Origin of the sequence: Streptomyces chrestomyceticus JCM 4735 (assembly GCF_003865135.1) — a bacterium.
Lineage (GTDB): Bacteria > Actinomycetota > Actinomycetes > Streptomycetales > Streptomycetaceae > Streptomyces > Streptomyces chrestomyceticus.
Window position 1 is genome coordinate 4,126,056 of sequence record NZ_BHZC01000001.1, and the last position, 22,781, is coordinate 4,148,836.

The window sequence follows — 22,781 nt, forward strand, 5'->3', positions numbered from 1 at the left end:
TGCCACTTCCCCACGCAGCGCCGCGTCTTCCGCCCGCAGCGCGCACCGGCGTACGCGTGCCCCGTAACTGCCCCGGAGGAGAACAACATGAGCCGTAGCGACGTCCTGGTGGACGCCGACTGGGTCGAGGCCCACATCGACGACCCGAAGGTGGTCATCGTCGAGGTCGACGAGGACACCTCGGCCTACGACAAGAACCACATCAAGAACGCCGTCCGCATCGACTGGCAGAAGGACCTCCAGGACCCGGTGCGCCGCGACTTCGTCGACCAGGCGGGCTTCGAGAAGCTGCTCTCCGGGAAGGGCATCGCCAACGACGACACCGTCGTGCTCTACGGCGGCAACAACAACTGGTTCGCCGCGTACGCGTACTGGTACTTCAAGCTCTACGGCCACGACAGCGTCAAGCTGCTCGACGGCGGCCGCAAGAAGTGGGAGCTGGACTCCCGCGACCTGGTCGACGGCTCGCAGGTGCCGAACCGTCCGCGGACCGACTACAAGGCGAAGGCCCAGGACACCTCGATCCGCGCCTTCCGAGACGACGTCGTCGCCGCGATCGACAACCTGAACCTGGTCGACGTGCGCTCCCCCGACGAGTTCAGCGGCAAGCTGCTCGCCCCGGCGCACCTGCCGCAGGAGCAGTCGCAGCGCCCCGGCCACGTGCCGAGCGCCCGCAACATCCCGTGGTCGAAGAACGCCAACGACGACGGCACCTTCAAGTCGGACGACGAGCTCAAGGCCCTCTACGAGGCCGAGAACGTGGACCTGGCGAAGGACACCATCGCCTACTGCCGCATCGGCGAGCGCTCGGCGCTCACCTGGTTCGTGCTGCACGAGCTGCTCGGCCAGTCCAACGTCAAGAACTACGACGGTTCGTGGACCGAGTACGGCTCGCTGGTCGGCGTGCCGATCGAGCTCGGCGCCGCCAAGTAGGCGCACCCCGCCCCCGTACCCCTCAACTCACCAAGGACGTACCCATATGTGTGGAGCAAAGGCCGGCGGCCCGGACGCTTCGACGATCAAGCCGGGCGAGACCACCATTCAGGGCAGCGTGACGCGCGACGGCCAGCCCGTCACCGGTTACGTGCGCCTGCTGGACAGCACCGGCGAGTTCACCGCCGAGGTCCCCACCTCGGCGACCGGACAGTTCCGCTTCTACGCGGCCGAGGGCACCTGGACGCTGCGCGCCTTGGTCCCGGGCGCGACCGCGGACCGTACCGTCGTCGCGCAGCACGGTGGTCTCGCGGAGGTCGCCATCGCCGTCTGACGGCGGTACGCATACGTACCCACGTACGGCCGACGGGCCGCACCCCGGGGGTTGGACGCCTTGGCCGGGGTGCGGCCCGCCGCGCTTCCCAGCCACCCCGGCCGGATCTACGGTGGAACCATGTCCGCGCACCAGCGTCCGCCCGCGCAGCGCCGGCACCGCCGGTACTTCGCCCTGATGGGCGTGTGTCTTGCCCTTTTCGTGCTGGCGTGGGGCGTGGTACGGCTGTGGTCCGTACCGGCGGCCGTGGCGATGTGTGTGGTCGCCATGGTCATCCCGCCGTTCGCGGCGATCGTCGGCAACCGGCGGGAGCCGGGTGAGCGCTGGTGGGACGAGTCGGGCGACCCGGAGTCGGACCGGTGGTGGCGCGAGATCGACGACCGCGGTTCCGGGCCGGGTTCCGGGGCCGGGCCCGGCTCCGGCCGTCGCTGAGCCGTACCCGGGCCGCGGCCGGACCGCCGCGCCCTCAGTAGACGAGCGCCTGCACCCCGTCCGGCATGACCTCGCTCACGAAGACCTGCGCCCCGGCGATCCGGGCGCCCTCGATGAGGTCCTTCTCCTCGATGTCCCGGCGGGCCGCGCACTGCGTGCACACGGTGATCGTGCCGCCGCCCGCCACGATCGAGTCGATCAGATCCGGCAGCGGCGCCGCGTGCGGCAGCTCGAACTCCGCCGCGCGCCCCGGCAGCGCGAACCACACCGACTCCCCGGTCAGCCAGAGCGAGACGTGCACCCCGCTGGCCACGGCCACCGCCGCCACCGTGAACGCCTGCGAGCACCGCTCGGGGGCGTCCGCCCCCGCCGTCACCTTGATCACCAGCTTCTTCGCCATACGGCCACTTTAGAGCTCCTGCCAACGCAACCTTTCGGCCCCGTAGTTGGCCAGTGGTCCGACCTACACACGATCTTCATGGGGGCCGCGTGCAGCCGGACCGACCTGACCGCTGCCGTCGTTGGCGGCGGGCGTGGCGGCACAGCCGCCGCGGACGACCGGGGACGCGGCGGCACGGTCGGCGGCCGCACCATGGGCCGACGGTTGTCCCGGGTGCACCTGCTCCAGTTCGACAGCGCCGCGGTGGCCGAGTTCTTCCGGCTGACCGTGCTGAGCGACGCGCGCGGCCCGGCCGTCTTCCTGCGGGACGCCCAGACCGTCGGACGGGACGACGCGTACAAGAAGGCCGTGCCGAAGGAGGCGGGCTCGGCCGTCGGCGGCTGGTTCGGGTCCGGGGTGGAGGTCTACAAGGAGACGGGTTCCGAAGGCGCTCTCTCGGTGCGGTACGCGTACGTGTTCGCCGACGACACCGTCGCCCTCATCGTCCACTCCCGTCCCGACGGCACCGTACCGACCGCCTTCCACCAGTCCGTCGCCCTCCAGCAGCAGCTCCTCGGCTGAGCCGGCGGCGCCGGGTGTCCCGGGGGCGTCAGGCGCCCGGGGCACCCGGCGGGACCGACCTCACAGCGCCGTCACCGAGCACGCCGACTAGACTCGCTTCCGGTCCGTATCACCTCACTCCGTCCGAGGAGCGCGCTCGTGCTTGAGGCAGTCTTCACCACCCTGCTCGTCCTGGTCGCCGTCGGCGTCGTCGCCTTCGCCGGGCTGACCTGGAAGAAGCTGTACCAGGGCCAGCGCTAGACCCCCGAACACACCAGACTTCCCCCGACACAGATCGCCTGAGCTGATGATCGAGATCCCGTCCGACCTGAACCCGGCCCTCGTGCCCCTCGCCTTTCTGCTCGGCAACTGGGAGGGCGCCGGCGTCGCCGACTTCCCCGGTTCCGAGAAGTGCAACTTCGGCCAGGAGGTCACCTTCACGCACGACGGCCGTGACTTCCTCGAATACACCTCGCACACCTGGGTGCTCGACGGCGAGGGCAAGAAGGTCGCTCCGCTGGAGACCGAGTCCGGCTACTGGCGCATCGACCAGGACCGCAAGGTCGAGATCGTGATGATCCGCGACGGCGGCGTCGCGGAGGTCTGGTACGGCGAGCTGGCCGACCAGAAGCCGCAGATCGACCTGGCCACCGACGCCGTGGCGCGCACCGCGGCCTCCGGCCCGTACAGCGGTGGCAAGCGCCTGTACGGGTACGTGAACAGCGACCTGATGTGGGTCGGCGAGAAGGCCACCCCCGAGGTGCCGCTGCGCCCGTACATGTCGGCGCACCTGAAGAAGGTCGTCGACCCGCGCGAGTGGGCCAAGGACATCAAGGACCTGCCGGACGACGGCATCGCGTTCTTCAAGTAGCCGGGCCGGACCTCCACAGGTCCGCTCATCAGCACAGACAGTCGCAGAGCGCCCCGCGGGGAAGTCCGGTGAGAGTCCGGCGCTGACCCGCAACGGTGTGCGGGACCACGCGTTCCGCCAGCCCGATCACCCGTGGGGCGCCGGTTCCTGATCAACTCGCCGTGGACTGCGAGGGGACACCGCCGCGGGCCCCGCGCCACGCGCCGTCACCCCGGACCGTACGGACGCGGCCCGAGCCGAAGGCGTACGCCCCTTGGCCGCCCCAGCCCGTACCGCCGCCCCCGCCCCCGCACCCGTCGGGCCCGACGGCGACCGGCCCCGTACCGGCTCGCCGCTGCCCACCGTGCCGCTGGCCGCCGGGCTCGCCCTCGTCCTGCTCGGCTCCCTGGTGTGCGGCGTCGGCCTCGGCGCCTCCGGCGTCGGGTGGGGCGAGATGCTGCGCTACCTGGGCGCCGGGCTGAGCGGCGGCACCATCACCTCCGACGAGGTCTCCGCCTACACCATCGTGTGGGAGCTGCGCTTCCCGCGCACGCTCCTGGCCGCCGTCGTCGGCGCCGGGCTGTCCGCCATCGGCGTGGCCGTCCAGGCCCTGGTGCGCAACGCCCTCGCCGACCCCTTCGTGCTCGGCATCTCCTCCGGCGCCGCGGTCGGCGCCAACGCCGTCCTGCTCTTCGGCTCGCTGGCCGCGCTCGGCGTCTGGGCCCTGTCCACCGCCGCCTTCGGCTCGGCGCTGCTGGCCATGGTGCTGGTCTACGCGGCGGCCCGCAGCGCGCACGGCCTGACCCCGCTGCGCCTGGTCCTGACCGGCTCCGCCATGTACTACGGCTTCTCCGCCCTCTCCACCCTGATGGTCTTCGCCGCCGACCGGGGCGAGGCGGCGCGGTCCGCCATGATGTGGCTGCTCGGCAGCCTCAGCGGGGCGGGCTGGGGCTCGCTGCCGGTCGCCGCGGTGGCGGTGGCCGGGGCGCTGCTGTACCTGCTGCTCTCCGCGGGCCGCCTGAACGCGCTGGCCATGGGCGACGAGTCGGCCGCCGCGCTCGGCGTGGACCCCGGGCGGCTGCGCCGGGAGCTGTTCGCGGTCACCGCGGCCGTGACCGGCGCGGTGGTCGCGGTCAGCGGGGCGATCGGCTTCGTCGGGCTGATGGTGCCGCACGTGACGCGGATGCTGGTGGGCGCCGGGCACCGCCGGGTGCTGGCGGTGGCGCCGCTGCTGGGCGCGGTGCTGATGGTGTGGGTGGACATCCTGTCCCGGGTGCTGCTGGCGCCCGTCGAGCTGCCGGTCGGAGTGATCACCGCGGTGCTCGGCGTGCCGGCCTTCGTGCTGCTGATGCGGCGGCGCGGCTACACGTTCGGAGGCGGGTCCTGATGGGGTGCTGGATGGGGTGCTGGATGCGGTGCCGGACGCCGGGACACGGCGGTACGTACGGAGGCGGTGCCTGATGCGGATCGACATCGACGCGGTGTCCGTGGACGTGGCCGGCGCGCGGCTCGTGCACGACATCACCCTGCACGCGGACAGCGGCCGGGTCGTCGGGCTGGTCGGGCCCAACGGCAGCGGCAAGTCCACCCTGCTGCGCTGCGCCTACCGCGCGCTGCGCCCGGCCGCCGGGACGGTACGGCTGGACGGCACCGACCTGCACGCCATGGGCGTACGCGAAGGGGCCCGGCACCTGGCCGCGCTGCCCCAGGAGTCGGCGACGGAGTTCGGGTTCACGGCCGCCGAGGTCGTCGCGATGGGGCGGCTGCCGCACCAGCGCGGTTCGGGGCGGCCGAGCGCCGCCGACCTGCGGGTGTGCGAGGAAGCGCTGGACCGTACCGGTGCCGCCCACCTCGCCACGCGGGCCTTCCTGAGCCTGTCCGGCGGCGAGAAGCAGCGGGTGCTGATCGCCCGCGCGCTGGCCCAGGAGCCGCGGGTGCTGGTGCTGGACGAGCCGACGAACCACCTCGACATCGCGCAGCAACTGGAGCTGCTGGCGCTGGTCAGGGACAGCGGGCTGACGGTGCTGACCGCGCTGCACGACCTGAACCTGGCGGCCGTGCACTGCGACGAGCTGTACGTCATCTCCGGCGGCCGCATCGTCGCCTCCGGCGCGCCGCACGACGTGCTGGGGCCGGAGCTGCTGGCCGAGGTGTTCGGGGTGCGCGCGCACCGCGTACCGCATCCGGAGACCGGCGCCGTACAACTGCTGTTCGACCGCCTGCCCGCCCGTACCGACGCACCGACCACCCCGTGAGGCCCCCCATGCGCACCCGCCGCCACCGCTCCGCCGCCCTGCTCACCGCCCTCACGCTCGCCGCGCTCACCGGCTGCGGCGCCCAGGTCGCCGAGGAGGGGAAGGGGGACCCCGCCAAGGCGTCCGGATCCGGTCACTACCCGGTCACGATCGAGAACTGCGGCATGAAGACCACGTACGCCAAGGCACCGCGCCGGGTGGTCACCAACGACGTCGGGATCGCCGACATCATGTTCGCGCTCGGCCTGGAGGACCACATGGCCGGGTACGTCATGCCGGAGTACCGGGGCAAGCTCGACGCCGTCGCCTGGAAGGACGCGTACGGCAAGGTGCCGTGGCTCTCCAAGAAGGCGATCACCAAGGAGATCGCCCTGGACGCCAAAGCCGACCTGGTCTTCGCGGGCTGGAACTACGGCTTCGGCGAGGACAGCGACGTCACCCCGGCCTCCCTGAAGAAGCTCGGCATCGGCAGCTACGTCCTGACCGAGTCGTGCCGCAACGGGTCCGACGGCGGCCAGGGCAGCGCGCGCGGCGTGATGCCGCCGCTGGACGCGCTGTACACGGACCTGAAGACCCTCGGGAAGATCTTCGACGTCGAGGACCGGGCGGACGCGCTGATCGCCACGTACCGCAAGCAGATCGCCGACGCGCAGGCCAAGGTGCCCAAGGACGGCGCACGGCCCACCGTCTTCCTGTACGACGGCGGCCAGGACAAGCCGATGACCTCCGGCCGCTTCGCCGGGCCGCACGACATCATCACCAAGGCCGGCGGCGACCACGTCATGAAGGACCTCGACGACTCCTGGACCACGGTCGGGTGGGAGTCGGTGGTCGAACGCGACCCCGACGTGATCGTCATCAACGACTACGGCACGCCGACGGCCGCGCAGAAGAAGGCGTTCCTGAAGTCGTACGGGCCGCTGAAGAACGTCTCGGCGATCAAGAACGACCGCATTTTCGTCCTGGATTACGCCGACCTGGTGGAGAGCCCGCGCAACCCGGCGGCCGTCGCCGCGCTCTCCGGTTACCTGCGGAACGTAGGCGGCCACTGAACGTCCTCCTACACTGTCGGTGTGGTGAGCAGCGACTGGCAGAGCGACCTCCGCAAGCGCGGGTACCGGCTGACCCCGCAGCGGCAGCTCGTGCTGGAGGCGGTGGACAAGCTGGAACACGCCACCCCCGACGCCATCCTCACCGAGGTGCGCAGGACGGCGGGCGGCGTGAACATCTCCACCGTCTACCGGACGCTGGAGCTGCTGGAGGAGCTGAAACTGGTCAGCCATGCCCATCTCGGGCACGGCGCGCCCACGTACCACCTCGCGTCCCGGCACCACCACATCCATCTGGTGTGCCGGGACTGCTCGGAAGTGATCGAAGCCGATCTGTCGGTGGCCGAACGGTTCACGACGACGCTGCGGGAGACGTTCGGTTTCGACACGGACCTGAAGCACTTCGCGATCTTCGGGCGCTGCGCGGCGTGCACCGGCGGCGGTACGGCCACGCCTCCGGCACCCGACGGCGGGCCGCCCGCCGAGGGCGGGTCGGGGCCCGCCGCGTAGCCGGTCGTACGCTTGGGGTATGCCGCGCCCACGTGAAGCCAGTCCGCTGCTGTCGCTGCCCGGTGCCGTCCCGGCCGAGGCCCCCGACGAAGGGGTCGCCGCACACTACGGCGACCTGTTCCGCGAACAACGCACCCTCGCGGACGGCCGCGGCCTCGTCGACCTCTCGCACCGCGGCGTGGTCACCGTCAGTGGCCCCGAGCGGCTGAGCTGGCTGCACCTGCTGCTCACCCAGCACGTCACCGACCTCGCCCCCGGCCACGCCACCGAGGCCCTGATCCTCTCCGCCAACGGCCACATCGAGCACGCCCTCTACCTCGTCGACGACGGGGAGACGACCTGGCTGCACACCGAGCCGGGCGACGAGGAGGCGCTGATCGCCTACCTGGAGAGCATGAAGTTCTTCTACCGGGTCGAGGTGGCCGACCGTACGGACGACTACGCGGTCGTCCACCTGCCCGCCGGCTCCATCACCGAAGCCCCGAAGGACGCGGTCGTCCGGGAGACCCCGCACGGCCGGGACCTGTTCCTGCCGCGCGGCGAGCTGGAGACCTTCGCGGCGGCCAACGGCCCCGCCGTCGGCACCCTCGCCCTGGAGGCGCTGCGCGTCGAGGCGCACCGGCCGCGCCTGGGCCGGGAGACCGACCACCGCACCATCCCGCACGAGCTGGGCTGGATCGGCACCGCCGTCCACCTCCAGAAGGGCTGCTACCGAGGCCAGGAGACGGTGGCCCGCGTCCACAACCTGGGGAAGCCGCCGCGCCGCCTGGTCTTCCTCCACCTGGACGGCAGCGAGGTGCACCTGCCGCCGCACGGCGCGCCCGTACGCCTGGCCGCCGACGGCGCCGAAGGCCGCCAGCTCGGCTTCGTCACCACCTCGGCCCGCCACCACGAGCTGGGCCCCATCGCGCTGGCCCTGGTCAAGCGCAACGTGCCCGTCGACGCGCCGCTGCTCGTGGAGAGCACGGCGGCGGCCCAGGAGGTCGTGGTCGAGCCGTAGGGCGGCCGGGAGAGGGAGCCGCGGCCCGGAAGCCGCGGCTCAGACCTCCAGCAGCACCGTGAACGGGCCGTCGTTCGTCAGCGAGACCTTCATGTCCGCGCCGAAGCGGCCCGTCGCGACCTCCGCGCCCAGTGCGCGGAGCTGTGTGACGACCTCGTCGACGAGGGGTTCGGCCACCGGGCCGGGGGCCGCCGCGTTCCAGGTGGGCCGACGGCCCTTGCGGGCGTCACCGTAGAGAGTGAACTGACTGATCACCAGCAGGCCCGCACCCGTGTCCGAGCAGGACTTCTCGCCGTCCAGGATGCGCACCGACCACAGCTTGCGGGCGAGCCGCGCCGCCTTCTCCGGGGTGTCGTCGTGCGTCACTCCGACCAGCACGCACAGCCCTTCACCGACGATCTCCCCGACCGTCCCGCCGTCCACCTCGACGCGTGCGCCGTCGACCCTCTGCACCACAGCTCGCATACCGCCCATGATGCACGGCACGCCCGGGCCTCCGACAGCCGTACCCTCCCGGGGCCGTTCGGGTGCCATGGCCATGGCTGGCCCTGCGGACGGCCCGCCCGCAGTGGCACGATGCGTGCACGCGGTGCGTCGCGCGGACAACGTGCCCGCACGGCCGCACCGGACGAGGGGACGGAACGACTCATGAGCACTGCCGGTCCCGGGCACACCCCCGGACCCGTACCGATCGCCCGTACGGCGCCCACGGCGGCCCGTACGACCCCGCCGGCCCCGGCACCCGCCGGGCCCGCCCGCACGGAGGACGGCCCCATGTTCCAGGCAGGCACGGCGCCGCACCGGCCGCCGCTGCAACGCGACCGCTTCCGCCCGGTCCCGCGGCCCGACCTGCACCGGCTGAGCCTGCCCGACCTGCGCGTCCTGCGGCGCGAGGCGCAACGGGAGGAGGCCGACCTGAGCTACGTACGGCGGCTTCTCCAGGGCCGGATCGACATCCTGCGCGCCGAGAGCACCCGCCGTACGGCCCCGCACTCGCCCCTGCTGGACCGGCTGCCGGAGATCCTGACGGACGGGCCGTCGCAGCACCGCTCCTCGGCCCGCCACGTGACGCTGGGGATGCCGCACAGCGAGGAGTACCGCCAGCTCGCGGAGCAGATGCTCGGCGAGGTGGAGCTGTCCGACCTCACGGCCCGTACGGACCAGGAGCTGCACGACGCGATGGGCCGGCTGGTCCGTTACGAGCAGCAGGTCTCCCGGCGGCGCCAGGCGCTGCAGCGGACCGCGGACGATTGCAGTGCCGAGATCGCCCGCAGGTACCGTGAAGGTGAAGCACAAGTAGACGACCTGCTCTCCTGACCCGGCGGCCGCACCGTACCGGGGGGAGCGCGGGTCACTCCCCGGAAGGCCCCCGATGAGCACCTCCACCGTTACCGACGGGCCCGCCCTGCCCGGTATGTCCCCTGTCCTCGCCGAGGTCGTGCGTTCGGGCTTCGTCGAGGGCCGGCACCGCGGCTCCCTCGTGGTCCTGGCGGCGGACGGCAGCGTGGAGACCGCACTCGGCGACGTCACCTCCCCCGTCTTCCCGCGCTCCGCCAACAAGCCGATGCAGGCCGCCGCCATCCTGCGGGCGGGCCTGGACCTGTCGGGTGAACGGCTGGCGCTGGCCGCCGCCAGCCACTCCGGCGAAAGCTTTCACCTCGACCTCGTCCAGAAGATGCTGAGCGAGCACGGCCTGGCCCCCGAGTTGGTGCAGACCCCGCCCGACCTGCCGCTGGATCCGGCGGAGGCGGAGACGTACCTGGCGTCCGGGCGGGTGCGCGAGTCCCTGACCATGAACTGCTCCGGCAAGCACACCGCCATGCTGGCCGCCTGCGCCGCCAACGGCTGGCCGCTGGGCTCCTACCTCCACCCGGACCACCCGCTCCAGCAGCTCACCCTGGAGACGGTGCGCTCCGCCAGCGGCGAGCGCGTCGAGCACATCGGCACGGACGGCTGCGGCGCGCCGCTGATGGCGATATCCCTGACCGGCCTGGCCCGCTCGTTCCGGCACTTCGTGCTGGCCGACGCCGGTACGCCGGAGCGGCGCGTGGCCGACGCGATGCGCGCCCACCCGGAGTACGTGGCGGGCACCCGCCGCCCCGACACCTGGCTGATGCGGGCGCTGCCCGGCGTGCTGTCCAAGATGGGCGCCGAGGCCGTGCAGGCGGTGGCGCTGCCGGACGGACGGGCGCTGGCGTTCAAGGTCGACGACGGCGCGAGCCGCACGCTCGGCCCGGTGCTCGCCCGGGTGCTGCGCCTGATGGGCGTGGAGTCGCCGGTGCTGGAGCGCATCGCGGAGGCGCCGCTGCTGGGCGGCGCCGAGCGGGTCGGGGAGATACGCGCGGCGTTCTGAGGGGCGCGGCGCCGGGCGCTCCGAGGCGTGCGGCGCCCGCCTTCCGGGCGCCCTGCCGTACCGTGAACCCGCCTTCCGGGCGCCCTGCCGGGCCCGCGAAATTGCCGCGACGGCGGTACAGCAGCGTGGCTACCGTACGGGAATGAGCATCGAGCTGCGCAAGGTCGGCGACGCGGACATACCCGACTGGGTGCGGAGCCTGAACGTGGGCTTCCTGCGGCCGCCCGAGGTGTCCAAGGAAGAGATCGAGTTCCGCCGCGGCAACTACTATCCGGACCGCACGCAGGGCGCCTATGACAACGGCCGCTGGGTCGCCACGTTCCGCAGTTTCCCGCAGGAGCTGACCGTCGTCGGCGGCGCGCGGGTGCCCGCCGACGCCGTCACGTCCGTGACGGTCTCCCCCACCCACCGGCGGCGCGGCCTGCTCAGCCGGATGATGGCGGACGACCTACGGGCCGCCAAGGAGCGCGGGGACGCCCTCGCCACGCTGATCGCCGCGGAGTACCCGATCTACGGACGGTACGGCTTCGGGCCCGCCGCCTGGACCACCGAGTGGCACATCGACGTGGCGCGCGCCGCGCTGGACCCGCGGCACGCGGGCCCGGCCGACGGCGGCCGGGTCGACTTCGCCGACGCCGCCGAGGCCCGGGAGGTCGGCCCCGCGCTGCACGAACGGTTCCGCGCCGGGCAGCCCGGCGCGATCGACCTGCCCGACATCTGGTGGCAGGTCCAGACGGGCCTCGTCCCGCTGCCGCACGTCCCCGCGAACCAGCGCTTCCACGCCGTCTACCGGTCCGCTTCCGGCGAGGTCCAGGGCCTGGTCACGTACCGGACGACCGACGTGTGGGAACACATGCTGCCGCAGAACACCCTCACCGTCGACCGCCTGGCCACGACCACCCCGGCCGCCGAGCGGGCCCTGTGGCGGTTCCTGTGCGCGATCGACTGGGTCCTGCACATCAGGACCGGCCTCCGCGCGCCCGACGACCTGCTGCCGTACCACCTCGGCGACCCGCGCGCGGCACGCGTCGTGCAGCACTCCGACTACCTGTGGATCCGGCCGCTGGACATCCCCCGGCTGCTGGAGGCGCGTACGTACCCGGCGGCCGGCTCGCTCGTCCTGGAGGTACGGGACGCGGCGGAACTGGCCGGCGGACGCTATCTCCTGGAGGCCGGGCCGGACGGCGCCACCTGCACGCGTACGGGCCGCGGCGCCGACCTCACCCTGGACGTGGGCGCCTTCGCGTCGCTCTACCTGGGCGACGAGTCGGCGGTACGGCTGGCCGCGCTGGGCCGCGTCGGCGAGGAGCGGCCGGGTGCCCTGGCGACCGCCGACCTCCTGCTGCACACGGCCCGCCGGCCGTGGTGCCCGGACTCGTTCTGACGGGCCCCCGGGCGGCCCCGGCGCGCGCCGGGGCCGCCCGGCAGGTGTGCTGAATAGGGTGGCGGGGACAAGTAGAGGCCCGGGCGGGAGTTGCAGGACACCGCCGCACCACCAGAGCAGGAGGCCGGCGACCATGAGTGACGCGAACACGGAGCCGCAGAGTCCCGACACGACCGAGCACGCGCACGACCCCGAGGTACTGCAACTCGCGGCCAAGGTCTTCGATCTGGCACGGCACGGCGACACCAGCACCCTCGCCGCGTACGTCGACGCCGGCGTGCCCGCCAACCTCACCAACGACAAGGGCGACACCCTGGTGATGCTCGCCGCGTACCACGGCCACGCCGACGCGGTGGCGGCCCTGCTGGAGCGCGGCGCCGACCCGGACCGCCCCAACGACCGGGGCCAGACGCCGCTGGCCGGCGCCGTCTTCAAGGGCGAGGACGCCATCGTGCGCCTCCTGGTGGCGCACGGCGCCGACCCGGCCGCGGGGACGCCCTCCGCGGTGGACACGGCCCGGATGTTCCAGAAGACGGACCTGCTCACCCTCTTCGGGGCGCAGTGACGCGGGGCGGCCGCTGACGGACGACCGCCGGGGAGCGCGGGGCCGCCGGGAGCGGTGGTGCGGGTGAGCCCAGGGCCAGGCATTGACATCAACTTTGGTTGAGGTTTTAGCGTCTGGTCCCGGAGCCGACCGCCGGCTCCGCCGCCCCGCCTTCAGGAGGCCCCGCCATGCCCGAGCGCCCCTTCACCCTCGCCGTCATCGTCGCCAGCACCCGCGAGGGCCGGTTCGCGCCCGTCGTCGCGAGCTGGTTCACCGCACACGCCGGCCGGCGCGACGACATCGTGGTCGACGTGCTCGACCTTGCCGAGATCGGCCCGTACGAACTGCGGTACGGCAGCGAGGAGATGGCGTCCTACGCCAAGCGCGTCGGCGCCGCCGACGCCTTCGTCGTCGTCACCCCCGAGTACAACCACTCCTTCCCCGCCCCGCTCAAGCACGCCGTGGACCTGCTGCACCAGGAGTGGCAGGCCAAGCCGGTCGGCTTCGTCTCGTACGGCGGGATCTCCGGCGGCCTGCGCGCCGTGGAGCAACTCCGGCTCGTCTTTGCCGAGTTGCACGCGGTCACGGTGCGCGAGACGGTCAGCTTCCCGATGGCCGGCAGCCTCTTCGACGACGACGGGAAGCTGCGCGAGCCCCTGGACGCCGACCGGGCCGCCACCGTGCTGCTGGACCAACTGGTCTGGTGGGCCCAGGCCCTGCGGGAGGCCCGGGAGGCCCGCCCGTACGGGAGCTGACCCCCGGCCCCGGCCCCGTACGGCGGCAGTCCCGCCCCGGCTCTTCGCTCACGGCACGGTCCCGCACGGGGGTCGGGCCCGTGTCCCGCGCGACGGCCGGCGGGCTCCCGTCCCCCGTGCGGGGCCCGTCGGCCGGCCAGGGGCGGCTACCGGCCGGCGGCCGCCCCGCTCCCGTCTTCGCTCCCGGCCCCGCTTCCGCCGAGCAGTTCGGCCACACCGGGGAAGTCCTCGGTGCCGTGCCCCTCGGCCACCCGGCGGGCGACCAGCGCCCGTACCGGGGCCAGCAGTTCGGTGCTGACGTCCTGCTCCTCGTGGGCCCGGAAGATGTTCTCCAGGCCCGCCGCCTGCATGGCGAGGTTGGAGACCACGCCCTTGGTGTAGTCGCCGCTCTCGATCTGTCCGGCGTAGTGCGGTACGGCCGCCGTCATCGCGCTCAGCCACGGCACCAGCTTCGCGGTGGCGAAGTCCACCGGCCCGAAGCCCGCCGAGCGGACCAGGGCCAGCGCCTGGACGACGCCTGCCAGCATCCCGTACATCCCGGTGAGCAGTGCCAGGTCCTGAAGGGCGGCCGCCCCCGGGTCGGCACCGGCGTACTCGGGCCGGCCGAGCACCGCCAGCTCCTCGCGCCACGCGTCGAACACCTCCCGCGGGCCGCTGTGCAGGAGGAACGCCTCGGCCGTGCCGATGCCCGGCGGTACGGCCATGATGCCGCCGTCCAGATAGCCGATGCCGTGCTCGTCCGCCCAGGCCGCGGTCCTGCGGGCCTGCTCGGGCGTGCCGTTCGTGAGGTTGACGACCGTCCGGCCCGCGAGCGCGCCGCCCACCGGCGCCAGCACCTCTTCCACCACGCCGTAGTCCAGGACGCAGACGATGACGAGCGGGCTCGCCGTCACCGCGTCGCCGACCGTCCCCGCCCGGACGGCACCCCGGGCGACCAGGCCGTCCGCCTTGGCCGCCGTACGGTTCCACACCGTCACCTGGTGGCCCTGCGCGAGGAACGCCCCGGCCAGCGCGGCGCCCATGTCGCCCAGCCCGATGACCGTCACCGGAGTGCGGTTGTCACCCATGTTCACAACTCCCCTGGCCCGCGGCCGGCCGCGGACGAACCCGCCCGTACAGCCGCCGCGTCGGCCCGTCGTACCTGCCGAATGCTTCCGTGGCGCGCGCCCTCCCGATGGTTGCCGGTGGCCTGCCCTTCCTCAAGTACCGACTATTCGGTCAGGTACCTACCTTTTGGTGAGCCGGTCGAGGGGGCTCGGCCATGGGCAGACGCGACGGCCGTACGCCGGCGGCCTGGACTCCTGCCCGTACGCGCCTTCCCTCCCCGCGTCTTCCCGCCGCCTACTCCCGGTCCGGTATCCACGCGCCGTGGAACCCGACCGGCACCCGCACCGGCAGATGCACCCGCGCGACCGGCTCCCCCGTGAAGTCCCGCGCGTCGAGGATCACGAGGTCCGTGGCATCGCGGTCCGGGTCGAACACGTACGCCATCAGCCAGCCGTCGTCCTCGGCGGTGTCCGGACCGGCGGGCACGAACACGGCCTCCCCCACGCCGCCCTGCGGGGAGAAGCGGCGCACCTCGCTGGTGCCGCGCTCCAGGTCGTACTTCACCAGGCCCGCGCCCACCCGTTCGATCCCCGGGAAGTGCGCCACCCGTACGTCCGCCGCCTCGGACTCCAGCACCGCGTAGCCGTACCGGTGCGGCAGCGTGAGCCGCCGGGGTCCACCCTCGGCAGCTCCACCGGCCGGTCGTCCACCCGCTCGCGCCGTACCCGGCCCGCCCGGAGGTCGACCGTCCAGCGCTCCAGCGCGGGCGGCGACCCGTCCGGTCCCGTGCGCCCCTTCGTGAACAGCCGCTCGTAGCGCACCAGATGGACGGTGATCAGGCCGCTGCCGTCCTCCGTCTCGTACGCGTTCATCGGGTGGAAGACGAAGCACGGATCGATCTCCAGCCACCGCACGTCCGACGCCGCCCCCTCGCGCGGCAGCACGCCCAGCCGGGCCGGGCGCCCCGGCTCCCACACGTACGGGAAGGACGGCCCGACCCCCACCCCGCCCGGGTTGAAGACCACCGGCAGGTCGTACAGCAGCACATGCCGCTCGGTCAGCGAGAAGTCGTGCATCATCGGCCGCCCGTCGACCGGGATGTCCACGCGCCGCCGGATGCGGCCGTCCGTCCCCGCGACCAGGTATTGCACGTACGGCCAGGCCCAGCAGTACGCCACGCAGTGCAGCTCGTCGGTGTCCGGGTCGACGGTGGTGTGCGCGGCGAGGCCGCCCGGCAGCGTGCCCGCGAAGTCGAAGGGGCCCACCGTCTCCAGGTCGGCGTCCAGCTCGTACGGCAGCGAGCCGCCCTCGACCAGCGCGAGCAGGCGCCCGGCGAAGCGTGTGACGTGCGTGTTCGGGGCGAAGTCCATGTCCAGGTGGCGCGGCCCGTGCAGGATCTTCTCGCCCAGCCGCAGCGCCATCGCGTCGGACCGCACCCAGCGGCTGCGGTACCACTCGGCCCGGCCGCCGCGCAGCCGCAGGCCGTGCAGCATCCCGTCGCCGCTGAACCAGTGGTACGCCGCCGGGTCGTCCACCCCCAGCGGGTTGGGCCCGTTGCGCACATAGCGCCCGTCCAGCTCCTCCGGAATCCGGCCGGTCACGGCCAGCTCGTACGCGGTGGTCTCCTCCCGCACCGGGGCGAACAGCCCCCGCATGTACGGATTTCCGGCTCCCGCCATGGCCGCCCGCCTTCCCGGCCCCGCCCCGTGGCGACCCCCCGGTCACCACCTCCCGCGGAGGCACCCCGCCTCCACCCTCCAGCCCCGGCACCGCCACGTCGAGACCGGCGGCAGCCCGACGGGCGCGAAGGCCGCCACGCGCGCCCCGCCCGCCGCCGTGCCTGCCCCCCTCCCGCCTTCGGGTAAGGTGACCAGCCCACACACAGTGGACGACCAAGGAGGTGAGACCCATTACCGCTGTCCAGGCTGGGTGCTCTCACCTCACGGCTGTACGGTCCCTCCCCGGCAGGTGACCGCGAGAGCGCCCTTCGGTACCCCGAAAGGCCCGAACGCGCATGTCACTTCCGCTGCCCGCCACCACCGCCGCCCCGGCCCCCGCCGGACTCGTCACCCGACTCCGCGCGGCCGGCTGCGTCTTCGCCGAGGACGAGGCACGGCTCCTCGTCGCCACGGCCCGCACCCCGTCCGACCTCGCCGCCATGACGGACCGCCGCATCGCCGGTTTCCCCCTGGAACAGGTCCTCGGCTGGGCCGAGTTCTGCGGCCTGCGGATCGCCGTCGACCCCGGTGTCTTCGTCCCCCGCCGCCGCACCGAATTCCTCGTCCGCCAGGCCGCCGCGCTCCTCCGGACCCGGCTCTGGGACGCGGCCGGGCCACGGCCCGTCGTCGTCGACCTGTGCTGCGGCACGGGCGCGGTCGGCGCGGCACTGGCCGCGGCCGTGAACGCCCCCGCGCCGTCCACCTCCCTCGCCCCGCACCGCATCGACCTGCACGCCACCGACATCGAACCCGCCGCCGTACGGTGCGCCCGCCGCAACCTCCGCCCCGCCACCGGCCAGGTGTACGAAGGCGACCTCTACGCCCCGCTGCCGCCCGCCCTGCGCGGCCGCGTCGACCTCCTCGTCGTCAACGCCCCCTACGTACCGACCGACGCGATCGGCCTGCTGCCCCCGGAAGCCCGCGACCACGAACCCCGCGTGGCGCTCGACGGCGGCACGGACGGCCTCGACGTGCAGCGCCGGGTCGCGGCCGACGCGCTCCGGTGGCTCTCCCCCGGCGGCCACCTGCTGATCGAGACCAGCGAACGCCAGGCGCCGCACACCCTCGAAGCCTTCCGCCGCGGCGGCCTCGTCACCCGGCTGGCGACCGACGACGACCTGGGCGCGACCGTCGCCATCGGCACCAGCCCGGCCGGAGCGCCGTGACGGCCTGAGCCCGGCGCGGACCGTACGGGCGGGCCCTACCGCCGCCGCTCCCCTTCCCTCCGGAGCGTCTCCTCAGCGGTACGGGCCCGCTCGCCCGCCCCCGGCGGCGGCGCGAGCGTGATCCCGGCGTTCGTGAGGATGCCCAGATCCAGCTCCCAGGTGACCCGGGACCGCCGCTCCCACACGTCGAACGCGTCCCTGACGTGCTGACGGGCCGTGTCCCCGGTCATGCCGGTGACCTTCACCAGGTGCGCGAACGCCCGCGCCTCCAGGCCGCGCACCTGCGCGTACCCGAAGTGGGTGACCGTGTGGCAGTCGGTGCACAGACAGATGAGCCGCTTGAGGGTCTGCACCCGGGCGGTGTCGTCGAAGACCCACCGCTCGTGCGCCTCCAGCCACCGTCCGGCGCCCCGGTCCGCCGCGGCGCCGCATATCTCGCAGCGGCGCCCGGCCCGGCGGGTGATCGTACGGCGCAGCCGCTCCCAGTCCTTGGCGGCCACGCACGACCGTACGTTGGTGAACCAGCAGCTACGCGGCACCAGATCGACGAAGAGGCCGCTGCCGAGCCCGCGGTCCTCACCGGGCAGCAGGTCGGGCACGTCCGGCGCCGCCGCCCAGCGCCGCAGCGCCGCCATTCCGGCCCGGGGCGCGTACCACCGCTCGGCCGCCGGGTCCCAGCGCGCGCCGCCCCTCTTGGCCTCGTCCTTCTCCGCGAACGGCACGTCCAGCCACACCCGTTCAGCAGCCATGGAACAACCCCCTCAGACACCGGTCACCACCATCGACGGCATCCTGCCCGGCTTGTGAGCCGAACCACACCGCCGGACTGTCACGCTTCTCCGGCGCGACGTGTCTCCATGACACCCGAGGAGAGGAACCGGTCGCCATGCCCAGGTGCCACGCCCCCGCACGGCAAGGATGAACCATGCCTGAGGACGCCTCCACCGACACCTTCACCGAACACCGCTCCCTGCTGTTCACCATCGCCTACGAGATGCTGGGCAGCGCCGCCGACGCCGAGGACGTCCTCCAGGAGAGCTATCTGCGGTGGAGCGCCGTCGATCCGGCCACGGTCGGGCATCCGCGCGCCTACCTGGTCCGTACGGTGACCCGGCAGGCCCTCAACCACCTGCGCGCGGCCAAGGCGCGGCGCGAGGAGTACGTCGGCATGTGGCTGCCCGAGCCGATCCGTACGGAGCCCGGGGTGAGCGAGGACGTGATCCTGGCCGAGTCCGTCTCGATGGCGATGCTGCTCGTCCTGGAGACGCTGAGCCCGACCGAGCGCGCGGTGTTCGTGCTGCACGAGGTGTTCGGCTACCCGCACGGCGAGATCGCCGCCTCGATCGGCCGGACCGAGGCCTCCGTACGGCAGACCGCGCACCGCGCCCGCCGGCACGTCCACGCGCGGCGCCGTCGCTCCGCCCCCGGCTCGGACGCCACCGCGGAGATCGTCCGGCGCTTCCTGGCAGCGGCCGCCACCGGCGAGATCCAGCCGCTGATGGACCTGCTCGCGCCCGACGTCGTGGTGCTCTCCGACGGCGGCGGGAAGGCGGTCGCCGCCCGCCGCCCGGTCACCGGCCGCACCGAGGTCGTCCAGTTCGTCCTCGGCGTGTACCGCACCGCCACCGCCGCCACCCGCGCCGAGCCCGCCACGTACAACGGCATGCCCGCCGCACGGTTCCTCACGGACGGAGACCTCGACTGGCTGGTCGCCTTCGAGATCCAGGACGGCCGGATCACCGGCCTCTACGGCGTACGCAACCCGGACAAGCTGCACCACGCCGACGCGGTGCGCACACTCGACAGAGGAGGACCCCAGCCATGGAGACCATGACCGTGGAGCGCGTCATCGACGCCCCGATCGCGACGGTGTTCGCCTGGCTCACCACGACCACCCACTACACCCGCTCGCCCCTGGTGGTGCGCTGCCGCCTGACCCGGCACGGGGAGGGCGCGCCCTACGGCGTCGGCGCGGTGCGCAGCCACCTCTGGCTGATCGGCTGGTTCCGGGAACGCATCACCCGCTACGACGCGCCGTACGCCACCGAGTACGTCGTCGAGCGCAGCCTGCCGCCGTCCCGGCACGAACTCGGCCGGATGACGTTCACCGAAACCCCCGCGGGCACCCACGTCCGCTGGACCACCCGAGCCGAGATCCCCGTCCCCCTCCTCGGCGGCTTCCTCACCCGCCACATCGCCCGCCCGATCATCACCCGCACCTTCGGCAACATCCTCGCCGCCGCGGAAACCGCCTTGGCCGTCTCCTCACGGCCCCATCGCCGATGACCAGGAGGACCTCATCCTGGGGGCGGCTGGACGAGGCAGTGGAGCGCGTCCTGACCATACGCCGGCGGTTGAGGTCCGCTGCCTCAGCTCTTTGTCGTCCCTGATGCCCAGTTGTCCAACAGCGTCTCGGTGTGCCGGTGCAGCCGCCGAGCTTCCGCGAGCGTGAACGCGGGGCCGTGCGGGTGCGGGCTGAGCGGGGTGTCCCGCACGAAGGCGCTGAGCGGTGTGGCGGGCGGGTCGTCCAGGATCTTGAGGATCGGGACCACCGCCTCGTGGACCGGCTGGGCGGACCGGCGGATGACGTCGATGTGCGCCCTCATGTCCGGCGTGTACTGCCCCGAGAAACTGGTGCCGACCGTGCCGGGGTTGAGCAGCACGTACCGCACCTTCGTCCCCGGTCGGGCGTCGGCGAAGGCAACACCGAGCAGATCGTTGAGCCGACCGCCTTGCATGAGCGCCCGTTGCCCGTCGTACTCCCGCGCCAGTTGCAGGTCTTCCCAGTGGACCTCTCCTTGGCCGCCGGGCCCGGCGATGTTCAGGATGACCGGGCGGTGGGCGGATTCGAGCAGGCCGGCCAGCCCGTGGCTCAGCACGAAGCGACTGAGGTAGAAGTGCGCAAAAGTGTTCTCGAAGCCTTCGGACGTGACCAGGCGAGTGGTCCGGAAGTGCCGGGCGCACAGCACCAGGGCATCGACCTTCGCAAAGGCCGCCCCGATGCTGTCGACCGCTGCCTTGGTCTGGGACAGCAGGCTCAGGTCGGCGTGGACGAAGTGTGCCCGCGCGGCCGCGCCGCGTTGTCGCGCGGCGTCGAGCCATGCCTTGCCCTTCGCCATGCTGCGGCCGACGACCACCACCTCATGCCCCCGGCCCAGGTAGGTGTGGGCGAGTGCCTTGCCGATGCCGTCCGTACCGCCGGTGATGACATAGGTCTTCACCTCGTGCTCCCTTCCCGCTCCTTCGCTTCACAGAAACCGTGACGCGACCTTTTCGGGCGTGACGTGGACGGTGACCAGTTCCGGGAGGGTGGCGTACGACTCCGGATGATGTTCGGCGTAGGTCTTGCCGGTGTATTTGACGGCCAGTTCGTCCATGCGCTCGCGGCTGCCCGCACTCTCGCACCGGGCCGTGCCGGTGATCACCGCGTATCCGTAGGGCTCGTCCGGTGGGTTGACCGTCACGCTCAGCCGGGGGTCGCGCCGCAGATTGCGCACCTTGACCTTGTCGACACCGGTCACGAAGAAAAGATCGTCACCGTTCCTCCCCACCCAGACCACTGATTGGTGAGGGCTCCCGTCAGGCTGAAGGGTCGCCACGGTGACGAAGACTCTGGAATCGAGGGCTTCTTTCAATGTCTCGGACAGGTGGACCGGGCTCACGCATGACTCCTGGAGTGAGAGACGCCTCGACGGCTCGACGCGCCGAGCACAGCAACTGCCACAACTATGTGACACATAGGAATGGAAGCGCAATAGCGTCGACGCGTTTACTGGCTCATCAGCCTCACCCCTGCGTATGCTCCGGTGACGATGAGAGCTGACGCGGCACGCAACCTGGACACGGTCCTGCAGACCGGAGCACGCCTGCTGGCGCGCGACCCCGGCACGAGCATCGCGGCGATCGCGGCGGCAGCGGGCGTCGACCGGCGCACCGTCTACCGCCGCTTCGAGACCCGCGAAGCCCTCATGACCGCTGTCCATGCGGCCAAGCTCGACGCCTGCGAGAAGGTCGTCGCCGAGGCGCGGCTGACCGAGGCGCCTGTGACGGTGGCGCTGCACAGATACGCGGAGGGCATCATCACCGTCAGCAGGAGGTGGCCGGTCGACGTGCGGCAAGTGCAGGACGAGGCGGTCGCCGCCCGCCTCTGCCGACTGATCGGGCAACTCGACGCTTTCATGGCCCGCGCAGTGCGCGAGGGCGTCATCCGCCCTGGCCTTCCGGACCGCTGGGCCCGCTCCCTGCTCATCCACCTCACCAACGTCGCCTCGCACGAGATGCCGGAGCTGACCACCGCACAGGGAGCCGACATGGTCGTCCAGTCCCTGATCACCGGACTCGGCCCCGCCTGACACGGTCAGCCCCCGGCGCCCGGCCGACGGCCGCGGATGGGGAGGCCGATGAGACTGAGCACGGTAGATGTCGTGAAATCGATGCGCCGACCTGGCGCTTCTTGAGGGGCTGAGCAGGACAACTGTCGTCAGATTCGCATCCTTCTTGACGTGCCCCTTGCTCTTTGCGGGCAAGTTGTCGCCAACCCTGAAGACTGGCCGCCCACAGCGAGGTGCAGCGCTTACCTGGGGTCATGAGTCACATGCAGGCTGGCGGAGGGCCGGGGACCCGCCCGGACACGTCGCCGGACGCGGATGAGCCCCTGTGGTCCCACCGGTGTATGTGGACGGATCTGCTGGTGCCGGTCTCACTGGATGCGGGGCGGGGTGACCTGGATCTGTCCGTCGGCTGGGCGGACCGGTGGACCGCAACCTGGAAGTACGCCGGGGACGAGGTGACGGGTCCGGTCCGGCACCTGGGACAGGTACCGGTGGCGAGTCGTGGGCCGATGCGAGGGTTCACCTGGAGGCGGGAGCAGGAGCACCGGCCCGGTCTGGAGTCTTTGATGGCCACCGGCCGGCTGCATGGGTTCGAGAGCCTCGAAGAGGATCAGTTCCTCGTCGCCCTGGACTTTGCTGGCGATCTGGTCGAGGTGCTGGCGCAGCCCCTGCGTATTCGGTTTCGTTCGGCGGAGAAGTGGCGCAGGCACACGCCCGACTTCCTCGCGGTCACGCGGGCAGGTACCTGGCTGATCGATGTCCGGCCCCGGCATCTGATCGCGCCCGAAGACTTGGAGTCCTTCGCGGCGGCCGATGAAGTGGCGGTGGCCTGCGGGTGGCATTACGTGGTCGCGGCTGAGTGGCGGCCCCATGTGCGGTCCACACTCAGCGCGTTGTACGGAAAGCGCCGTCCGACGCATGACGTGCTCGGTGTCCAGGGTGATCTGCTGGCTCAGGCCGAGGGCGGTGTGACGTTCGGGGAGTTGGCGGCTGCGCAGGCGTACTGGCCTGTGGCGCGTGCCCAGCTGCTGCACTTGTTGTGGCACCGCAGGCTCGGGATCGACCTCTCGCAACCGTTGACGGACCGGACGCGGGTGGTGCGGGCGGGAGGTGTCTCGTGAACGGGGCTGCCGCGTTGGATCTCTCGCCTGGAGCAGGCGTGGTGCTCGACGATGTGGAG

The 22,781-nt window shown here is 72.4% G+C and carries 26 protein-coding genes and 1 pseudogene; 20 read left to right on the forward strand and 7 right to left on the reverse strand.

The window, feature by feature from the left end; translation table 11 throughout:
• Positions 1–87: 87 nt before the first annotated feature.
• From EJG53_RS17395 to EJG53_RS17405, 3 genes are all read left to right on the forward strand, one after another.
• The gene (locus EJG53_RS17395; RefSeq protein ID WP_125045624.1) at positions 88–933 is read left to right on the forward strand and encodes a sulfurtransferase; all 846 of its coding nucleotides are present in this window, start codon (positions 88–90) and stop codon (positions 931–933) included.
• A 46-nt stretch (positions 934–979) separates the two neighbouring features.
• Complete coding sequence (locus EJG53_RS17400) at positions 980–1,267, forward strand: DUF1416 domain-containing protein (protein WP_125045625.1); 288 nt, start codon at positions 980–982, stop codon at positions 1,265–1,267.
• 120 nt (positions 1,268–1,387) lie between these two features.
• Positions 1,388–1,699, forward strand: a complete 312-nt coding sequence (locus tag EJG53_RS17405) for a DUF3099 domain-containing protein (protein ID WP_125045626.1) — start codon at positions 1,388–1,390, stop codon at positions 1,697–1,699.
• A gap of 34 nt (positions 1,700–1,733) precedes the next feature.
• On the opposite strand, the gene EJG53_RS17410 is transcribed toward EJG53_RS17405, so the two are convergent.
• On the reverse strand, positions 1,734–2,099 hold the full coding sequence (locus EJG53_RS17410) for a DsrE family protein (RefSeq protein ID WP_125045627.1): 366 nt from the start codon (positions 2,097–2,099) through the stop codon (positions 1,734–1,736).
• Between the two features lie 78 nt (positions 2,100–2,177).
• Between EJG53_RS17410 and EJG53_RS17415 the strand changes: the two genes are divergently transcribed.
• The 7 genes from EJG53_RS17415 to ygfZ all read left to right on the forward strand — a co-directional run bounded on the left by EJG53_RS17415 (position 2,178) and on the right by ygfZ (position 8,303).
• Positions 2,178–2,660 carry a hypothetical protein gene (locus EJG53_RS17415; RefSeq protein ID WP_125045628.1) on the forward strand — a complete coding sequence of 161 codons (483 nt, stop codon included), beginning with the start codon at positions 2,178–2,180 and terminating at the stop codon, positions 2,658–2,660.
• Positions 2,661–2,946: 286 nt separating this feature from the next.
• Positions 2,947–3,510 carry a heme-binding beta-barrel domain-containing protein gene (locus EJG53_RS17420; protein WP_125045629.1) on the forward strand — a complete coding sequence of 188 codons (564 nt, stop codon included), beginning with the start codon at positions 2,947–2,949 and terminating at the stop codon, positions 3,508–3,510.
• A gap of 253 nt (positions 3,511–3,763) precedes the next feature.
• Positions 3,764–4,876: a FecCD family ABC transporter permease gene (locus EJG53_RS17425; protein WP_167515125.1), complete on the forward strand. Its 1,113-nt coding sequence runs from the start codon at positions 3,764–3,766 to the stop codon at positions 4,874–4,876.
• A 73-nt stretch (positions 4,877–4,949) separates the two neighbouring features.
• Positions 4,950–5,744, forward strand: coding sequence for an ABC transporter ATP-binding protein (locus EJG53_RS17430; protein WP_125045630.1), 795 nt, complete (start codon positions 4,950–4,952; stop codon positions 5,742–5,744).
• Between the two features lie 8 nt (positions 5,745–5,752).
• Complete coding sequence (locus tag EJG53_RS17435) at positions 5,753–6,796, forward strand: ABC transporter substrate-binding protein (protein WP_125045631.1); 1,044 nt, start codon at positions 5,753–5,755, stop codon at positions 6,794–6,796.
• Positions 6,797–6,817: 21 nt separating this feature from the next.
• On the forward strand, positions 6,818–7,303 hold the full coding sequence (locus EJG53_RS17440; protein WP_125045632.1) for a Fur family transcriptional regulator: 486 nt from the start codon (positions 6,818–6,820) through the stop codon (positions 7,301–7,303).
• Between the two features lie 19 nt (positions 7,304–7,322).
• Positions 7,323–8,303, forward strand: a complete 981-nt coding sequence (gene ygfZ / locus EJG53_RS17445; RefSeq protein ID WP_125045633.1) for a CAF17-like 4Fe-4S cluster assembly/insertion protein YgfZ — start codon at positions 7,323–7,325, stop codon at positions 8,301–8,303.
• A gap of 39 nt (positions 8,304–8,342) precedes the next feature.
• Here ygfZ and dtd read toward each other — a convergent pair whose 3' ends face one another.
• Entirely contained in the window at positions 8,343–8,768 is a 426-nt protein-coding gene (gene dtd / locus EJG53_RS17450; RefSeq protein ID WP_125045634.1) for a D-aminoacyl-tRNA deacylase, read from the reverse strand.
• 183 nt (positions 8,769–8,951) lie between these two features.
• Between dtd and EJG53_RS17455 the strand changes: the two genes are divergently transcribed.
• From EJG53_RS17455 to EJG53_RS17475, 5 genes are all read left to right on the forward strand, one after another.
• Positions 8,952–9,620 (forward strand): RsiG family protein, encoded by a 669-nt coding sequence (locus tag EJG53_RS17455; RefSeq protein ID WP_125045635.1) that lies wholly within the window; start codon positions 8,952–8,954, stop codon positions 9,618–9,620.
• A 55-nt stretch (positions 9,621–9,675) separates the two neighbouring features.
• On the forward strand, positions 9,676–10,656 hold the full coding sequence (locus tag EJG53_RS17460; RefSeq protein ID WP_125045636.1) for an asparaginase: 981 nt from the start codon (positions 9,676–9,678) through the stop codon (positions 10,654–10,656).
• Between the two features lie 142 nt (positions 10,657–10,798).
• Positions 10,799–12,040, forward strand: a complete 1,242-nt coding sequence (locus EJG53_RS17465; RefSeq protein WP_125045637.1) for a GNAT family N-acetyltransferase — start codon at positions 10,799–10,801, stop codon at positions 12,038–12,040.
• A gap of 133 nt (positions 12,041–12,173) precedes the next feature.
• The gene (locus EJG53_RS17470) at positions 12,174–12,605 is read left to right on the forward strand and encodes an ankyrin repeat domain-containing protein (protein ID WP_125045638.1); all 432 of its coding nucleotides are present in this window, start codon (positions 12,174–12,176) and stop codon (positions 12,603–12,605) included.
• A 167-nt stretch (positions 12,606–12,772) separates the two neighbouring features.
• Entirely contained in the window at positions 12,773–13,339 is a 567-nt protein-coding gene (locus tag EJG53_RS17475; RefSeq protein WP_125045639.1) for an NADPH-dependent FMN reductase, read from the forward strand.
• Positions 13,340–13,485: 146 nt separating this feature from the next.
• On the opposite strand, the gene EJG53_RS17480 is transcribed toward EJG53_RS17475, so the two are convergent.
• Both EJG53_RS17480 and EJG53_RS17485 read right to left on the reverse strand, forming a co-directional pair.
• Positions 13,486–14,406 (reverse strand): NAD(P)-dependent oxidoreductase, encoded by a 921-nt coding sequence (locus EJG53_RS17480; protein WP_125045640.1) that lies wholly within the window; start codon positions 14,404–14,406, stop codon positions 13,486–13,488.
• A 274-nt stretch (positions 14,407–14,680) separates the two neighbouring features.
• A pseudogene (locus EJG53_RS17485) lies at positions 14,681–16,065 on the reverse strand (carotenoid oxygenase family protein).
• A 335-nt stretch (positions 16,066–16,400) separates the two neighbouring features.
• Between EJG53_RS17485 and EJG53_RS17490 the strand changes: the two are divergent.
• Positions 16,401–17,270 carry a putative protein N(5)-glutamine methyltransferase gene (locus tag EJG53_RS17490; RefSeq protein ID WP_125045641.1) on the forward strand — a complete coding sequence of 290 codons (870 nt, stop codon included), beginning with the start codon at positions 16,401–16,403 and terminating at the stop codon, positions 17,268–17,270.
• 35 nt (positions 17,271–17,305) lie between these two features.
• Here the strand turns inward: EJG53_RS17490 and EJG53_RS17495 are convergent, their stop codons facing one another.
• Positions 17,306–18,019, reverse strand: coding sequence for a DUF5710 domain-containing protein (locus EJG53_RS17495; RefSeq protein ID WP_125045642.1), 714 nt, complete (start codon positions 18,017–18,019; stop codon positions 17,306–17,308).
• Between the two features lie 176 nt (positions 18,020–18,195).
• Between EJG53_RS17495 and EJG53_RS17500 the strand changes: the two genes are divergently transcribed.
• Both EJG53_RS17500 and EJG53_RS17505 read left to right on the forward strand, forming a co-directional pair.
• Entirely contained in the window at positions 18,196–19,104 is a 909-nt protein-coding gene (locus EJG53_RS17500) for an RNA polymerase sigma-70 factor (RefSeq protein WP_125045643.1), read from the forward strand.
• Positions 19,092–19,556, forward strand: coding sequence for an SRPBCC family protein (locus EJG53_RS17505; protein ID WP_125045644.1), 465 nt, complete (start codon positions 19,092–19,094; stop codon positions 19,554–19,556). The genes EJG53_RS17500 and EJG53_RS17505 overlap by 13 nt, the downstream gene beginning before the upstream one ends.
• An 83-nt stretch (positions 19,557–19,639) precedes the next feature.
• On the opposite strand, the gene EJG53_RS17510 is transcribed toward EJG53_RS17505, so the two are convergent.
• Positions 19,640–20,491 (reverse strand): SDR family NAD(P)-dependent oxidoreductase, encoded by an 852-nt coding sequence (locus EJG53_RS17510; protein ID WP_125045645.1) that lies wholly within the window; start codon positions 20,489–20,491, stop codon positions 19,640–19,642.
• Between the two features lie 27 nt (positions 20,492–20,518).
• Positions 20,519–20,932 (reverse strand): PPOX class F420-dependent oxidoreductase, encoded by a 414-nt coding sequence (locus tag EJG53_RS17515; protein WP_125045646.1) that lies wholly within the window; start codon positions 20,930–20,932, stop codon positions 20,519–20,521.
• A gap of 150 nt (positions 20,933–21,082) precedes the next feature.
• Between EJG53_RS17515 and EJG53_RS17520 the strand changes: the two genes are divergently transcribed.
• Positions 21,083–21,622 (forward strand): TetR/AcrR family transcriptional regulator, encoded by a 540-nt coding sequence (locus EJG53_RS17520; protein WP_125045647.1) that lies wholly within the window; start codon positions 21,083–21,085, stop codon positions 21,620–21,622.
• A 320-nt stretch (positions 21,623–21,942) separates the two neighbouring features.
• On the forward strand, positions 21,943–22,722 hold the full coding sequence (locus EJG53_RS17525) for a TnsA-like heteromeric transposase endonuclease subunit (protein WP_174856420.1): 780 nt from the start codon (positions 21,943–21,945) through the stop codon (positions 22,720–22,722).
• The last annotated feature ends 59 nt before the right edge of the window (positions 22,723–22,781 follow it).